10 protein-coding genes are annotated in these 17,776 nt (G+C 41.5%); 2 read left to right on the plus strand and 8 right to left on the minus strand.

All coding sequences use genetic code 11. The features are described 5' to 3' along the window. Positions 1–52: 52 nt before the first annotated feature. The 6 genes from AC13DP_RS09245 to AC13DP_RS09270 all read right to left on the minus strand — a co-directional run bounded on the left by AC13DP_RS09245 (position 53) and on the right by AC13DP_RS09270 (position 10,464). Positions 53–2,506 carry a glycoside hydrolase family 2 TIM barrel-domain containing protein gene (locus tag AC13DP_RS09245; protein ID WP_483067653.1) on the minus strand — a complete coding sequence of 818 codons (2,454 nt, stop codon included), beginning with the start codon at positions 2,504–2,506 and terminating at the stop codon, positions 53–55. Between the two features lie 3 nt (positions 2,507–2,509). Next, positions 2,510–3,640: an acyltransferase family protein gene (locus tag AC13DP_RS09250; protein WP_347406338.1), complete on the minus strand. Its 1,131-nt coding sequence runs from the start codon at positions 3,638–3,640 to the stop codon at positions 2,510–2,512. Between the two features lie 9 nt (positions 3,641–3,649). Then, a complete protein-coding gene (locus AC13DP_RS09255; protein ID WP_347406339.1) occupies positions 3,650–5,902 on the minus strand; it encodes an alpha-N-acetylglucosaminidase in 2,253 nt (750 codons plus the stop codon). A 24-nt stretch (positions 5,903–5,926) separates the two neighbouring features. Continuing rightward, positions 5,927–6,790 carry an inositol oxygenase family protein gene (locus tag AC13DP_RS09260; protein WP_483067654.1) on the minus strand — a complete coding sequence of 288 codons (864 nt, stop codon included), beginning with the start codon at positions 6,788–6,790 and terminating at the stop codon, positions 5,927–5,929. 99 nt (positions 6,791–6,889) lie between these two features. Then, positions 6,890–9,049 carry a sodium:solute symporter family protein gene (locus tag AC13DP_RS09265; protein ID WP_483067655.1) on the minus strand — a complete coding sequence of 720 codons (2,160 nt, stop codon included), beginning with the start codon at positions 9,047–9,049 and terminating at the stop codon, positions 6,890–6,892. Positions 9,050–9,051: 2 nt separating this feature from the next. Then, positions 9,052–10,464 carry a glycoside hydrolase family 28 protein gene (locus tag AC13DP_RS09270; protein WP_347406342.1) on the minus strand — a complete coding sequence of 471 codons (1,413 nt, stop codon included), beginning with the start codon at positions 10,462–10,464 and terminating at the stop codon, positions 9,052–9,054. Between the two features lie 123 nt (positions 10,465–10,587). On the opposite strand from AC13DP_RS09270, the gene AC13DP_RS09275 reads away from it, so the two are divergent. Further along, the gene (locus AC13DP_RS09275) at positions 10,588–11,286 is read left to right on the plus strand and encodes a FadR/GntR family transcriptional regulator (protein WP_013070511.1); all 699 of its coding nucleotides are present in this window, start codon (positions 10,588–10,590) and stop codon (positions 11,284–11,286) included. 73 nt (positions 11,287–11,359) lie between these two features. On the opposite strand, the gene AC13DP_RS09280 is transcribed toward AC13DP_RS09275, so the two are convergent. Both AC13DP_RS09280 and AC13DP_RS09285 read right to left on the minus strand, forming a co-directional pair. Beyond that, entirely contained in the window at positions 11,360–12,976 is a 1,617-nt protein-coding gene (locus AC13DP_RS09280; RefSeq protein ID WP_483067656.1) for a RagB/SusD family nutrient uptake outer membrane protein, read from the minus strand. Between the two features lie 18 nt (positions 12,977–12,994). After that, entirely contained in the window at positions 12,995–16,111 is a 3,117-nt protein-coding gene (locus tag AC13DP_RS09285) for a SusC/RagA family TonB-linked outer membrane protein (protein WP_483067657.1), read from the minus strand. A gap of 496 nt (positions 16,112–16,607) precedes the next feature. On the opposite strand from AC13DP_RS09285, the gene AC13DP_RS09290 reads away from it, so the two are divergent. Then, positions 16,608–17,717, plus strand: coding sequence for a GAF domain-containing protein (locus AC13DP_RS09290; protein ID WP_347406345.1), 1,110 nt, complete (start codon positions 16,608–16,610; stop codon positions 17,715–17,717). Positions 17,718–17,776 lie beyond the last annotated feature (59 nt).

Here is a 17,776-nt window from a genome sequence, read left to right on the forward strand (position 1 = left end):
AGATACAAAAAACAAAGAATAAAAGCAAGTTATTTATCTGATAACCAGTAGGTTATTCATATATTTCCTTCGGTATTATAATTAAGAAAAAAGTCTTTATAACAAAAAAGTCGGAAGAATAATCTTCCGACCATGACTGGGGCAACCCTTCCAGTGTTACTTCGCCATTGGTATAGGATTTAAATATTCCGGTTTTCAGATCAAAAACTCCGTGAGTGGAACCCGAATCAAAAACAAGCTGATCCCCTTCGGTTTTAACTTCCAAACTTTGATTGGTTTTTGCAGTAGTGAAAACCGGTTCGGTAAGTGAAAACTGGGCTTTTGCAAGCTCGTGACCGGCCGGTACCAGAGCGGTAGCGGTTTTGGTAAACGCGTACACATTCAGCAAATATTCTGCATCAGCATCCAGTTTGGGCAATTTGATTTTTGCCGTTCCGGAAGTCTGCGGAGCAACCGCCAGCGAAAAGTCTTCGGTTTTAACCACCGCTCCATCCTTAAGCAACTCCCATTGAAATTGATACTCCTTCAAATTGGTAAAGTCAAATTCGTTAAAAACCGAAAGCTTATTATTTTTTTTATCGAAGTCAAACTGTACATTTTGGTACACCATTTTAACCTCTTCCAGGGCTGGATGCGGCGTGCGGTTTGAAGAAACCAATCCATTGGCGCAAAAGTTTTCATCATTCTGAAAATTGAGTCCGCCCAAATCGCCACCATACGCCCAATAGGTGCCCATATCGTCCTGGGTTTTGATTCCCTGATCTACCCAGTCCCAGATAAAGCCGCCCTGCATCTGGTCACTGCTTCTGATGATGTCCCAGTATTCGGTAAAATTACCGGTGCTGTTGCCCATCGCGTGTGCATATTCACACATAATGTAGGGCCGGTACTTATCGGTTGCAGCGGCATACTCGCGCATATAATCGATGCTGGGATACATGGGGCAAACCACATCGGTATTGCGCTCTTCATTGGCCTGCTCAAACTGCACTAATCTCGTGGTATCGCGTGCTTTGACCCAATCGTAGGCCTGCGGAAAGAAAATCCCGTTACCACACTCGTTACCCAGCGACCAGATAAGCACCGAAGGATGGTTTTTATCGCGTTCTACCAGCCGTTGAATGCGGTCCATTTGTGCCGGGAACCACTCGGGTTGATAAGCCGGGTGCCGGTCTTTATTTTTAACCGCGTGTACGTTGGCTCCCATTCCGTGAGATTCTATATTGGCCTCATCTACCAGATACATCCCGTATTGATCGCAGAGTTTGTACCACAGCGGATTTTGCGGATAGTGGCTTGTACGCACGGCATTGATGTTGTTTTGCTTCATCAGCTTCAGGTCTTTGAGCATCACCTCACGCGAAGGCACGTGACCTTTAACGTCGTCGTGAATGTGCAGGTTTACCCCTTTGATCAAAACCGGCATCCCATTGACCAGCAATTGCGCATTTTTAAGTTCAATTTCCCTAAAACCGATCTGTTCTGAAGTAAGCATCAGGGTTTTTCCCGCAGCGTTTTTTAAGGTCAATACCACATCATAGAGGTTGGGCGTTTCGGCGCTCCAGGATTTTACGTTTTTGATTGTGGTCTGAAAGTTTAGCGGGGTCTCGACAGTGGTAAATTTTTTAGTTGCAGAATACACCGGTTTGGAAGCATTTGCGGGAATGATTTCAAGTTGTAACGCACCTGATTGGGTGGTGTTATCAAAATGCTTCAAGACAACCGAAGCATCAAAAACTCCGTCTTTGTAGTTGTTTTCAAGGCCTGCTTTGAGAAAGAAATCCCAGATACTGGTTTTGGGCAAGGCGTATAAAAACACATCCTGCTCCAGCCCGCTTAAGCGCCAGAAATCCTGATCTTCCAGGTAACTGCCATCATGCCATCTAAAGACCTGAATGGCGAGTTGATTCTTGCCTTTTACAAGTAGCGAAGTAATATCAAATTCAGAAGGGGATTTGGCGACTTTGGTCATCCCGGCTTCTTTTCCGTTTACGAAAACGCGCGCATAGCCTGATACCGAAGAAAGGTTGAGAATCACTTCTTTATCCTTCCAGGTTTCCGGAATTTCAAAGTTGCGGCGGTACGTGCCCACCGGGTTGTAGCTGTTGTCTACAAAAGGCGGATTCTTAGGAAACGGATAATCGATATTGGTATAAATGGGTATGCCAAAACCTTCCAACTCCCAGTTTCCGGGCACGCTAATGCGATCCCAGCCAGAATCGTCAAAACCAGTTTTATAGAAATCCCGAGGACGGTCTTCTGGTTTTTTGACAAAGTTGAACTTCCAGGTACCGTTTAAGGATTGGTAATAGGGAGAAGTTGAAAACACATCGGCACGGGCATCGGTTTCGTTAGTATACGCGATAAAATCGGTATGCGGCTGTAGTTTATTCCGTTCGTACACCAGCGGATTTTCCCATTCGTTAACCTCCTGGGCAAGACCTGCGAAGCAGCAAAATAAGATGAAATATAGGGATGCGGTAAGGTTCATAAATTCAATTTTCAATACTTATATCTTGACGTAAATTTTCTTTTTGTCCATCCAGTAGCCCAATGCCCAGCACAGGAGCATAAAAACAATAGCGGTCATCAGCACTCCAAACGAACCCGGGAAGATGCGTTGAAAAATTGCTTCACTTACCCATTCAAAAGCATCCTGATTCGCATTTACAGGGATCAGGCGCAGGCTGATGTAAAACAGTTCGGAAAAGAGGTAAATCACTAGCGGATTTTTGCCAAAGACGTTGAAGAAGTTTGTGCCAAATTTGATGTTTTTCAGTTCTACTGCAAAAATGAGTGCTGCCAGCATAGACAGATTAAGGCCTATGGTTAACATCGCAAACGGACTCGTCCATAACTTTTTAGAGAGCGGAAAAATAAGCGCCCACCATTCTGCAAGGGCAAAAACGAGAAAACCGGCCAGCATCAGCTTGGCAATAGTCTCGTAGGATTTGCCTTTTCGTCTGATAAACACACCGGCAAGGTAACCGGCCAGTACGTTTACAATACTGGGCAGTGTGCTGAGTATGCCTTCAGGATCAAAAGGGATGGCGTCTTTTTTATAGATGTGGCCTTCGCCTAAAATGGCATAGTCAAATTTTGCCGCTGCATTGGTCGCCATCTCAAGCTCATGACCGGGTTCTCCAAAACCGTACAAAATCCCCCAATAGGCCAATAAAATTGCGGCACAGATAAACCCAATGGTTTTAACCGAAAAATACCGAACGAGCACCGCGCCAAAAAAGTAGCACAACGCGATACGCTGTAAAACGCCCATAATACGGGTTTCAGAAAAAGGAGAAAGTTCTAAATGCCCCTCATTCATCCTAAAAAACGGAAACCAATACATCAGGAATCCCAGTAGAAAGATGATGGCTGTACGTTTTAAAACTTTTTTCCAGAAATCTGCAGGTGCAGCTTCCTGAAACTTACGCATCGAGAAGCTCATGGCGTTACCCACGGCAAACAGAAAGGACGGGAAAACCAAATCTGCCAGGGTAAACCCAAACCACTGTGAGTGCACCAGATACGGATACAAGTCTGCACCGGTACCCGGGGTGTTTACCAGGATCATCAGGGCGATGGTAAGCCCTCTAAATACGTCGAGCGATAAAAAGCGTTCGGAGGTTTTTACAGTCATAGGCTGGTTTTAATAGTTATAGTCAATAGGCGGCATAATCTGGGTGATCGGTGCAATTTTGCTTCGGTATTTGTCGTAAAGCGCTTTTGCCACCTTGTACGAATCGCCGCTGGGCTGGGTAGGATACGCTTCTTCTTTGTTGACCCATTTCCATTCCCAGTTTTTTATTTTTTCATCAAAAACCTCCTGATCAAAATCTCCCCAGTTGGCCTCCACATCGGTGATAAACTGTTGCCAGCGCGGTTTGTAGAAATCATCCAGCACGCCGCTCCATTGGCGGCACGAGTACTCGTGCAACGGATTATCAGGACCTCCCCAAAGGGTGATGAGATCACGGGCATTACGCTCGTAAAGGGCTTTTTCTTCGGGAGTGGTGCCCCAGCTTCGGGCATCTGCAATCCAGGGTCCCAGCAGAAAGTCTTTGCGTGTAGCGAGCAATTGGTCCAGATCACTAATAAGGGTCAGGAGTTCCTCACTGTGTTTTTTAAAGGCTTCTTTGTCGTTATTTTCATAAGCGATACGCATTTGCTGTTGTACCGGCAATGCATAGTTGGCGAGCACCTGACGGCTAAGATCGACCAGATCGTACGCAAAGCCATCTGAATCTTTAAAGCGATCACGTACACCAATAAACAGGTCCCAGGCCGGTAGCAAATCAAGCGGATCGTAATTCATCTTGGTACGTGCCCAGCGGCGGTAGCCTTCAAAAGTAGGCCGCGCTGCGATGATAGACTCGGCACCGTCGCGTATGGTAGTACCGTTATACGCAGTTGCTACCAAAATATCCCAGGCTTCAAGGATGCTGTCGTTTACCGCACCATAGCGGTTTCGGGTATAATTCTTCAGCCAGGACTTGAGTTCAATGGGCGTATCCCGCCAGGTATTATCGGTCATCAACTCGTAAAGCACCGGGTTTTGTTCAATGGCTTCCATCGTAAGGCCAATACCTTTTAAATTACCCGAAGTACTGTCGTTTAATGCCAATGCCGGCTGTTCGGCAACGGTCTCGATACGGCCAAACATACTGATGTTTCCGCCAAAATTATGCAGCATATTCCAGATCCATTGCTTGCCGTAAAAGGCTTCGGTTTGCTTCCAGACGGGTTCGATTTCGGTAGCCAGATCAAGAATGATCATACGGTCATCAGGCACTGTGCTGAGCAAGCCTTTGATCTGTGGTGTTTTCCAAAAGTCTTTGTGGCTGTAAAACAACCAACCCTGCATTACCCAGGTTGCTTCGGGATCTGCGGCTTTCATTCCTTCAAAAATCTTTTCGCTCAACTCACCCAAATATTTAGGATCGTCTGAGGGCGGCTCATTCTCATTAAACGTATCTGCCGTATAGAAGTGATCTGTACCAAAAACTTCCTCCTGCTTTTCTAAAAAGCGTTTTCCAATTTCTGCGAAAAGCGGATCTTCTGCATCAAGGATATAGGTGTCTCCAAAATCATTGCCCCAGTTGGTCTTTTTAAGATCGGCATCAGGGAAGAATTTTTTAAAGGAGGCTGGCACGTGTCCCGTAAATGCCGGAAGCACGGGCTTCATCCCCAATTCGCGCGAACGCTTTAAAATCTTTTTTTGCAAGTCGCGGTGGCTTTCTTTCCAGCTTTGCGGAAGCGGGCCGCCCCAACCGTCCAGATTTCCCATCCAAAACCAGGAGAAATACGAAGGGCCGCTGAAGAAATCCTTCAGGTCTTCATCGGTAAAGCCATAGGATTTATAAACCTCGTCCCAGATGTATTCTTCGCCGGTAATAGCCAAAGGCATATTGATGCCGTGAAGCGCCATCCAGTCGATTTCTTTTTCCCAGCGCTCCCAATCCCACCAGCTCATCGAGTAGTTAAAGGTGCAATAGTTGAGGTAATAGCGGTATTCGTAAGGCGATTCTTTACGTACCGGTTTGTCGGGCAAGGGCAGCGATTTTGGAAAGTTCAGGTTGGTCCCATTCCAGGTGATCTGCCCGTGCGCATATTCTTTAATGTAATAATACAGAGCCGAAGCGATAGCGACACCGTTATTCCCTTTTAAACTGATTTTACTATCCTGAGCTGCAATTTCAAAAGCCTGATCGCCGGCACCGGGCAGCGAATCGATGATAAACGCATCTGTATATTCGGGAACAACCCGATTCAACAGGCTTTGGTAAGGCGTGAGTGCAACAGGCGCTTGTTTGGTTTCCTTTTGACAGGAACTAAGTCCTAAAACGAGGAGCAGGCAACCTGCAAGCTTTACGGCGGATGGATATTTAAGTTTAAAAATCATAACAGGAACTACTATAAAAATAATCTAAAATTTTAAGGTATCAGGTAAAAATTGAGCTGCTAAATCCTCATAATAAGGACGCAGTTCTTTTACGTTTGGGGGGGTAGGAGCCTTTGAGTACAAATCGTACGGGTTGAATTTTTCTACCCATTTAAACATCTCGTGATCATGAGCACTCATCAGATGCTCGTAAGCCCCTTCGCGGTGTTGTGCATAAAATGAGTGATAACGTATCATATACAAGGCTTCTTCAGGCAAATAGTCGCGCATAATATGATACAGGTACTCATCGTGACCCCAGGACATATGTACGTTGTCGAGTCCGCAATTGGGGCTGTAGACCCCGTTTTTGGTATTGAAACGAGGGTTGTTGTAATCGGGGTTTTGTTTAAAGAATTCCGGGTACACGATTTTGTCAGAATAGGCACAACCTACCGGAAAGGTATCACCCACCACTGCCCATTGGGGTTCGCCAAAAAGACAAAGCACTTTGCCCAGATCGTGCAGGAAACCGGTAAGTATAAACCAGTCCGGGTGCCCGTCTGCACGTATCGCTTCTGAAGTTTGAAGTAAATGCTGGGTCTGATCAAGATCAATATCAGGGTCTGAGTCGTCAACCAGGGTGTTTAAAAATTCTACTGCATTCCACAGCGACATCTCCCGGCGGTTAAATTTTAGAAAGTCGTTTTTCTTTTCCAGCACAAAGTCATAAGTCTGGTTGATGTGGTTGATGCGGTAAAATTCTTTTACCGTGTCGCGGGCAGGAGCTTCATAATTGCGAAAGTCTTCTTTAGCTTTATGAGCCTCTTCGGGATAACGACGTACCAGATCATCTTCCCATTCATCCAGGTTATCCAGCGGTTGCGCGTTTTGATTGCTATCTTTCATACAAATAAATTCAGGTTAAACAGTTCTTTTAATTTTTCATTTTAGAGGCACATGTGGCCAATTCAATTCCCGCTATGCGGGTTTCATCAGTCAAATCATTTAAGACCCGAGGGAAACCATCAGGTAAAGTAATCCAATAATGAGTATAACAATGAGACAGGCCAGCAGGAAGCCGGTACGGTCTTTTTTATTACACGTATAGATTTCCCAATTGCTATTTGGGAATAAAAGTTTTTCGGTGGTGGGTTGATTCTTCAGAATGCTATTGTCTACAGCACGGGTACGCATCTTACGGTAGAATTCAGCTAAATGTTTATCTGAATCCGGTTTAGTAGCTAAAGCGATAAGAAACAGCACCAGAAATGGGAATAGCAAACGTATGCCTAGTCTTATGGTTTCGTTTAAGGCATACGGGTTTTTTGAAAGATCCCACCCCAAACTGTCTAGCAGGTACAATTCAAGATAAATATAACCGCGGCCGTAGGAGGTACCGTCTTTCTCGGTCGTAACCCCTTTAGACCAAAAAATAGCCTGTCGCGGCATGGCATAATCTACAGCATTTGTACCGCCCAGTGCAAGTTCTTCAGGTTTACTGATCTGTTCTTTTTCGCTTTGCGGAAGCTTTTCCCATTGCGCGATATCGTGTATGCGGTTATCCAGATCGACTTCCTTTACCTCATAATTTCGGGTTACAATACGGGAATCGGTAAGCTTCGTAAGGCTTTCATCGGTACGCATCGCCGGAAAGATATTAGGTAACAGCGTCGGGATTAGATAAAACAAGGTAAAGGTGAGCAGAATCGAACTCCAAGCAGATATTCGGTTTGCGCGTCGCCATTTTAAGCCCAGCCAAAAGGCCGCTACAAAGACCACAAAAAACTCCCAGATGAACTTAAGTATCTGTAAAATCGTATCAAATTGAGTCGTAATGATTGCCGCCCCAATCAGGAATATAGCTCCCGAAATACGTGCCGCCCAGATGTAATGTCTGGCAGACTTTTCCGGGAAAAAGTATTTGTAAAAATTATTAACCACCAATCCGGACACGGTAATCATCAAGCAATCTGCCGTAGACATCAAAGCTGCCATCAAACTGGCCAGCATCAAACCTACAAGTCCCAATCCCAAAGGTGCCAATAGTTGTGTGGTGGCGTGACCCCAAACAAAATCAGAATTCATGATTTTACCTCCATACAACAAGATGGCACAAAGCCCAACCATACCCCATAAAATGGTCACTATACGCTTCATAAAGGTACCGGTCACAAAGCCCGTACGAGCTGCATCTTCACTTTTCGCGGCTCCCGCAGTTACCAGTTGATTGGGCTGCGCGACAACCGTCATCCCAGATACTAAAGCGGCCATAACTATGAAATACCAGGTAAAGTCTAAGGTTGCAGGTGAACCGAAAATTTCAAAGGTACTTTCCGGCAGTTGCTCGTGCAGATTCGAAAGCGCATCCATCATTCCGCTACCACCAAATTGTTCGTTAATTGCCGACCAGGCAAAAGGAATGAGAATGATTGAAAGTAGAATAATAAAAATACCCTGAAGTAAATCGGTATAAAAAGCAGCTTCGAGTCCGCCCATCGCGGTATAAAACAGAACGATAAAACAGATGGTCCAGATCAGCATATCTTCGGAAAAATAACTGAATAACGCCCGCGGATTTTCCTGTCTGAGTTCGGTTAATTCCTGTTTCTCAGCTTGCGAGAGGTAGGTGAAGTTTTCGTTAGATAATTCAAAAAGCCGGTCTGCCTTTTCTTTTTCGACCTTTTCAGTTACAGTTAGCGCGGTATCCGGCTTTCCGGTCATGGCCATTGCCGTGGTGGTAACCGCTTTATAACCTACAGATAGTAAGCCCATCATCCCGATTGTGCCCACAAGAGCATAGGTGGCGGCCATTTTTCGCGAAACGTAACGCTGTTCATAAAAATCCCCCATCGTGGTAATGCGCAGCCGTCGTAACCATGGAGCAGTGATCCAAAACAAGGGAGTGGCAAAAAGCATTAAAAGCGAACTCCAGATCCCACTGGCGCCGTTTTTAAAGGTGGTGGTTGCCACACCTGCCGGACCGTCTGCCGAAGTTGCTTGACCAAAACTTGCAAATGTTGAAAAGAGTTTTCCAAATTTTCTACCACCAAGAAAATAGTCTTCTTCTTTTTTGATCTTCAGACTAGATCGTATACCGATATATACAATGATGGCAAAGTAAAGCACCAGTACAACAATATCCAGATATGACAAGCCTAAAACCATAATCAGTTCGCGATTTTTTCGAGTTGTGTTTTTCCTTTTTTAACGATGCTTTCTAAATGCTCAAATGCCGCCGTTCCATTAAAGTTATCGAGTATCAACGGAGTTATATTTTCGGCATAGAGTGCGTTGCCGTAGTATGCCGGTTTTTGGGTTCCCCAATTTACCGTGGTATTTGAGATGTATACGTTTTGGGCATTTATCATATAAAACCCTGCGGTTTGTTCACCTACAAAATCATCATCTTTGCAGGGTCTGCAATCATAGTATCCACCCTGATATTCCGTAGTTTTTGAAACCTCCAGATCAATATCATTAAAGCGAATATTATCAAGCAGATCTGGTGATGCCGCTCCCAGAAAAATACCGTTTTCACTTTTGCATCTAATGTTTGCGAAGGTGATGTTAGAAACTTTACCAATACCGGCTTCTTTAGCTCCGGGTTTTAACCTCCAGCCTGCATCTTTATGGTCGTGCGAGGCACGGGGATAAGCGGTAATGTAAATAGGCTCTGCCATACCCCACCAGACCTCAGAAAACTGTTTGCATTCTACCATAATATTCGAGAATATGATATCTGATACAGTACCTTCATCCCGGTTTTGAATACCTATACCCCGGCAACTTCCGGTTATGATGCAATTATTAAAGGTAACATGACTAATAGAATCCATATTTTCTGAACCTATTTTAATCGCGCAAGAAGTACTGATTAAGGTACAGTTGGAAATAACGATATTTCTGCAGGGACCTAATTCTTCATATTCCCTTCGGTTTTTTAAACAGATACAGTCATCACCAGATTCTATATGGCAATTACTAATACGTATATTTTGGCAATGATCAAGGTCGATACCATCACTATTGCGAACTTTCAGATCGTTGTATAAAGATATATTTTCAATGGCAACATCATAGCAGCCAATAAAATGAAGCGCCCAATAGGCGGCATTACTAACAGTAACACCGTACATTTTTATATTTTTACACGATACTAGTGTAAGCATATGAGGTCTTGGGTCTATAGTTTCAAATGGTTTAAGCTCATAAGAGTCATGCAGTTCATCCCCCATAAAGAAGATACCGTTGCCATCTAACGTACCGCCACCTGTGATGGAAATTTGATTGAGATTTTCGCCACCGATCCAGATCGTGCCTTCACCCATATTTTGTCTAAATGCACTTTTTGTATACACACTTTCATCTGGATAAGCTTTAAGAACGGCTCCGTGTTCCAGGTGTAACTCGATATTCGATTTAAGATTAAAAGGTCCGGATAAATAAGGCTTACCGGCAGGGATCACTACTTTACCACCACCTAGGGCCGCGCAATAATCTATTGTTTTTTGAATTGAAACCGAATTATTCGTAAAATCATCATTTACGGCTCCAAAATCCTGTATATTCGCTAAATTCATTAATTTTATATGTGGGACATATTTTAAATGGTAATATATTTAAAATATATATTAAAATTACTTTTTAAATGTCTTAAGTTTTAGTTGTTTTACCAGAAATTTCTAATTAATCATCCAATCACTATGTCTTCCAAAATCAAACCCATTAAATCAGTTTCACTGGTTGAGCAGGTAGAACAGCGCATTCTCGAATTTTTAAAGGAAAACCGCTTTAAATCCGGAGATTCATTGCCAGGAGAGATTGAACTTGCTGAAAATTTGGGAGTAAGTCGTAACATCGTGCGTGAGTCACTTAGCCGCCTACGTATGTTTGGTGTAGTTGAGTCTAAAAAGCGCAAAGGAATGTTCATCGCTGAGCCTGATATTTTGAGCGGAATTGAACGTATTATGGATCCTGATCTTTTAGGGGAAGAAGCTATGCAACACATTTTTGAATTACGGCTGGTGCTTGAAGTAGGTATGAGTGAATTGCTGTTCATTAGAAAAAATAGTTCAGATATTAATAATTTGGAGGAAATTGTAGATCGTGAGGCTAATGATCCTCTTTGCAAAACAGATCTTAAAACTCGTCTGGCTTATGAGATTGAATTTCACTCCTATCTTTATAAAATGTCTGGTAATGGTACATTAAACCGTTTTCAGTCTATGCTACTACCGGTTTTTCATTATATGATGCAGCAGGAATCTAAGTCTGATGCTAAACCGGTACGCGGTACTATTTCGCATAAAGATCTTGTTGAAACTTTACGGAATGGAACCGCTTATGAATTTCGAGAAAACATGCGCAATCACCTTACTCCGCATTTTAGCAAATTGAGTTAAATAATTCATATTTTTTAAAATTAAAGTCCGTCAATCCTTCAGGCTAATCCGTGATTGACGGACTTTCTTGTTCTTAGTAACCCGGATTTTGGCTTATCGAATTACCGGAAGCGTCAATCTCGGACTGTGGTATTGGTCTTAGTCGATTTTTATCACTAATTGCATTATTAAGAGCTGCATGTGGGTTGTATTCTAAAACGCGTGATACTAAAGTACCGGTACGTTTTAAGTCCATCCAGCGGTTTACCTCTCCTATAAGTTCACGAGCACGTTCTTCTAAGATTAGTGTGATATCTATATCTGTTGCAGTCAACGGTGTAGTAAGACCAGCACGTGAACGAACAGTATTAAGATAAGTAGCTGCCGCATCCAGATCATTGTTCTGGAAAGCAGCTTCAGCTGCGATAAGATAGGCTTCAGCACCTCGCATCATAATCATATCACGATCTCCAAAGGCTCGCTCATTTGCATAAACAAATGGAGCTCCTGGGTCATCAAATTTTTTGAACATAGGGAAGTGTACGTTTGTTACGCCATCATTCACCAGATATTCATCGGGATTAATTACAGTGTAAGGTTTACTGTCTATACGTGCTTGACTCCAGGCGGTTTTAGGAAAATAAATTGCAGTATCTCCAACTTCTAGTCCGTCTTCAGCCACATCAGCATACATAACATAGCGTAATGTTTCTTCATTACGGGTATCTTCAGGGTCGAACATATTAAAGAAATACGGAGTAGGCATTCTGCCTATACCATTTTGGTACAAAGTACCCCGTTCCAAACCTGAATAATTGAAGTACTCAAACTTGTAAAGTAAATGTTTGGTGTTTCCCCAGCCCACGCTCGAAGATTCGCTACCAAAGAGATAAGAAAATATTACTTCATCATTCCGCTGATTTTCAATATCAACCACAGCAGCAAAAGTAGGCTCTAGTGGATGATTTGCTATCACCGTTTCTGCCAAGGAAATAGCACGCTCATAATCATCTGGAGCGGCAAAAGATTTGTAACCTCGGGTTAGCAACACTTTTGACAATAAATGGCGAGCAGCATCTTTAGAAACAGTTCCATAGACTTCTGGATTTTCATCAACAGTGTTGATGGCATCATTAAGGTCGCTTACGATAAGGTCATAAACTTCTTGTTCTTCAGCACGTGTGAAATCTGATTTAGCAGTTGTAATGGGTGCTGTAACAAGGGGACCCCCTCCGTAATTTTCGACCAGTTTAAAATAGGACCAGGCTCTGAAAAACTTGGCCTCGCCAACTCCTCTGCTTTTTAAGCCTTCTTCTACACCATCAATCAAATCGGCATTTTCAAGCAAAGTATTTGCTGCTGCAATAATTTGGTACTGATTGGCCCAATACACCTGCATCACATAGTTTGATGCGTTCATATCTACATAGTCATTAATCGCATCGGTACCGGTAAGAGGGGAGGAGCGAGTCACGATATCTGTACCTAGATCTTCCAGCACATATAACATATCTGGCGCATAACGAGTGGTATTGTCACGTGATATTTCGTAAATATAATTCAGAAGTTGGTTAAAGCTTTCAGCATTTTCCCGCGAAGAAGGAATACTAATAGCCTGTCTGTTTGTTTCCTCCAGAAAATCTTCGCAACCGGTTAAAAGCGTACCGATAAGGAGTAAAGCGAGAGATGAGGTATAAATTGATTTTTTCATAATACTGTATATTTTTTTTTAGAAACTAAAGTTTAAACCAGCCATATAGGTACGGGACATAAATGCAGCACCATAGGTGTTTCTACCGGCATTCTCTGGATCCCAGCCATCATAATCTGTAAAGGTGAACGGATTTTGAACTGTAGTGTATAAACGTAGCCTTTTAATACCCAATTTTTCTGTGGTAGTAGTTGGTAATGAGTATCCTAAGGTCATAAATCCAACTTTTATGAAAGATACATCCATATTTTTAATGGCTTGTTGATAGGGACCGCCATTACCAGGCTGAAACCAGTTGTTGGTAGGGTTATCAGGTGTCCAGTAATTAGTGTCATAACCATTCCACAACCGGGCTGGCTCACCATCATAAGAGAATGCTCTGGCATTATGGAAATTACTAGAGATAGTAACCCCCTGACTTGTATATACAAAGAAGGAGAAGTCAAAATCCTTATAGTTCATAGTGCTGGTAAAACCACCGGTCCATTTAGGTAATGGGTTTCCAAGTACGGTACGGTCTCCTTGCTCAGTGATTTGCCCGTCACCATTAATATCAACTACACGAACCTGTCCCGGTTTCTGACCGTAGGTAGCAGCTTCTTCAGCTTGATCCAGTTGCCAGATACCATCGTACTTATAGCCGTAGAGTGAACCGGTTGGTTCTCCTACACGGTGAATAAAGGTACCTCCCTGAGCACCAAAAATAATTTCATTACTGTTGTTATATAAATTAACGATCTCATTTCGGTTGCTTGCAAAGTTTATATTAGTATTCCATTTGAAGTTATCATTGTCAATTATTTTGGCATTTAGGCCTATTTCAATACCGCGGTTACGAGACTCCCCAATATTGTCAAAGGTTCCGGAAAAACCAGTTGCGGTAGGTAAGGGTCTGAAGAAAATGATATCCCTGATATTACGATTATAAATATCTACACTACCGGTTAATCGGTTATTTAAGAAACCAAAGTCAACACCCACGTTCACCTCAGAAGTGCGCTCCCAGCTTAAATCCTGATTAGCAAGACCGGAAACAAATAGGGTAGGTACACTCGCATCACCAAGATTAGTATAACTTGAGTTAAGCAAAGACAGTGTTCCTAAAGGATTTAATCCTCCGCCAATACCATTATTACCCGTTTGCCCGTAACTAAGGCGTAACTTAAGATCGGAAAACACCTTTTGAGAATTCATAAAGTTCTCGCGAATAACCCGGTAGGCTAATGAAGCGGACGGGAAAAAAGCCCATTTATTATCTTCTGACAGAACAGAAGCACCATCGTACCGTCCTGTTAAAGTAAGGATATAGCGATCCATTAAATTATAATTTACACGAGCTGTGTAGGATTCTAAAGTTTGTTTACTAAAGCCGCTTCCATAAGAGTTAATATTAGAACCGGCACCCAGATTGTAAAAAAGGAAATTATCTGAAGAGAAATTTCTTATCTGAATGTTATAGGACTCATTTTCCTGTAAAAACCTTGAATATATGAAAGTAGCAGCAATGCTATTATCGCTATCAATATCTTTGTTATAATCAATAATGTTATCCCATGTATAGGAATAGTCCAAAAAGTTGTCTACTTGGGCACGGGTACTGCTTTGGTTACCTATAGCACTTTTGGTATACAAACCTCTGTACTCACCTAAACGGCTGTATTTTACGTTAGGAGCAAACTTTGTTGTAATGCTAAGCCCTTTAAGTGGTTTTACACTTAGCGAAATATTACCGATAAAATTGATGTATTTGTTCTCTAGCTTCCAGTTTTTGGTATCAAAAATAGGGTTACTTACCTGTGTTTCTTTTTGTGTAGGTAGAAAAAGTAAGTCTCCATTTTCATCATAGGCCCGTCCTATAGGTTTTAATCGATATGCACTTCTAAAAGCTTCTAAACTACCTTCGTTGGTTGTAGCTAAAGTGATGTAATTATCATAACCAAAAGTTAACCAGTCGGTTAGATCACTTTGGATATTACCTTTTAAAGTATAACGCTTAAAGTCTTCACCATAAGTAGTACCTTCATCTTCGGTATAACCTAAACCGGCGGCATAAACCGTATTTTCATTACCTCCGCTAAGATCCAGGGTATGGTTTTGCTGAAAACCGTTGCGGGTAATCAGGTCAACCCAGTCTGTGCTTACGCCGTTTGCAATGTTTTGCAGTTCTTCTTCACTCAAATAATCTTCAATATTAACAGCCGCTGCGGAGTACTGGCTGAAGTTACCATCTTTATTAGAAGCAAACTGATTCCCAACTACTACGTCTCTAAGGAAAGGGATATAACTCTGCCCATCAAAAACAGGAGGCAGATTATAAATTTCTTTAAAACCTACATAGTTGTTGTAACGTATACTCATTTTACCTTCTTTTCCCTTTTTGGTCTGAATGATCACAACCCCATTGGTACCACGGGAGCCATATATAGCCGCAGATGCAGCATCTTTAAGCACATCCATACGTTCAATATCTGCCGGATTAAGGAAAGAGATATCGTCAACAAAAATCCCGTCTACTACGAATAAAGGGTTTTGTCCGGGACTATATCCACCGTTACCAGAACCAGAATTGATGGTGTTAGCCCCTCTAACACGGATATTAAAGCCGCCAGAACCTGGCTTATTATCTGTACGTTGTACAGTCACACCGGCAACCTGACCCTGAATAGAGGAAACAGCGTCTATCTTGTTGGTTTTTTCAAGAGTTTCGCTACTTACCGTGGATACAGAACCGGTAAGGTTAGAGCGTTTTACTTTGCCATAACCAATGATAGCAACCTCTTCTAGTGATGCTATGTCTGTTTCCATATTAATGGATAAAGAAGTCTGGTCTTTAATGATAACTTCCTGGCTAACATACCCCACAAAACTAAATACCAGTATGGATCCAGATTCAGCCTTGATCTCAAAAGAACCATCTAAATCAGTTACGGTTCCAGTATTAGAGCCTTTGATATTTACGGTCACACCCGGCAAAGTTTCGCCTGAGTCAGCATCGTAGACCACTCCCGAAATCGATTTCTGTTCATAACTCGAATAAAATTTTACGTAGGTATTGGCTTGACTTACCTCCGTGCCTAAAAGTACCAGTATTGCGAATATTGGCCTTAGCATCCTGAGCTGTAAAAGTTTTCTCATAAATGATGTTTTGGTTATAATAAAACTAAATATGTATTTATGTAATTATGTACTACATAACAATGTTAAGAAAATATTTTGAAAACATTAATACTTTTTCAAAAAAAATAGCATTTAGGTGGTATTTCTCAATTTGTTTGAGTTTTTGTAAACTGGGAAAAAATCCTCATAGTTATTTAAAGATAGGCGTAGCATGTGATTTGCTATCTAAACTGTACACACCTCGTATTTATAGCTTTTTTAATGTTCAGTTTACATTGAGAATAGTAAAGTCTTTATAGTTTAATCTTAAACGAATATTATTTGTGGCAAAAACATTAATAATATTTAAGTGAAAAAAAAATCAATTATTTAATTTTGCTTATAAATTTCTGGTTAAAATTATTTTTATCGTGTGCTCTATATCGTAGCTTTTCTGCTTGATGATCAATTTTTTACCTAAAATGATAATTTTGCTTTTTATATAGAAATCACTAAAATTCTTTAAAAGTTAGTTATGGATGAATCTTCTCGACTTCATGATTTATATGATCATCAAATACTAGATAGTAATCCAGAAAAAATATTCGATGAGCTTACTTATTTGGCTTCATTAATTTGTGGTACTCCTATATCTTTATTTAGTCTTTTGGATAAAGACCGTCAATGGTTCAAATCTGTGTATGGTATTGAATTGAAAGAAACGCCACGTGCAGATGGTTTTTGCCATTACCTATTACATGGAGCTACGTCTTTATTTGAAATAAATGATGCTTCCAACGATCCACGTTTTAAAGATAGTCCTTTGGTAGAAGGCTTTCCTTATATATCCTATTATGCAGGAGCCCCTATTAAAAGTGCTTCAGGGAATATTCTAGGAGCTCTTTGTGTTATCGATCAAAAACCCAATAGCCTTAATGATCACCAAAAGAAAGCTTTACAGATTTTAGCAGGGAAAGCGACTAATTATTTAAAAACCCGTAAGGCACTTATCGATCAACAAAAGAATATAGAACTTAACGCTAGCCGATTAAAACAAATACTCGATAATACGCCGGGAGTTATCTTTCAATTCAGGATTCAAGATGATATTAACCTTAGTTTTGATTTTATAAGTAGAGGGATAGAGGATATTCATCCTAATCTTTCCGACAAAAAGATGAAAGAGCAGCCAAGAAGTTTTTTACAGTATATTCATCCGGAAGATGTAATGGGATTTCGGCAAAGCATGAGGAAATCAGCTTCTTCCTTAAGACCTTATAAATATAATTTTCGAATACTTTCATCTAATGGTAAAACAAAATGGTATAAAGTTAGGGCGACCCCGCAACATATTGATCAGAAGACGGTAGGGTGGTTTGGGACTTTGATGGACGTTTCTGGTATCATGGAATATGAAACAATTTTAGAACAAATTACTTTTGATATATCTCATGTAATCCGTAAACCATTAACTACCTTATTAGCTTTAAACAGTAACCTCCGAAATCATGATGAATTAAATGAAACCGATCTGCGAGAGTATTCAGACATGATTAATATAGTTATTAAGGAACTTGATGTATTTACCAGAAAGATTGATCAATTCTATCAATTGAAGGTCGCTGATCACCAAGATAGAATGTAATTATCAAGCACTAATACTAATCTAAAATTGAATTCTCGGCATGCCCTAAATAATCTAAA

This window comes from Zunongwangia sp. L-65, assembly GCF_056859415.1.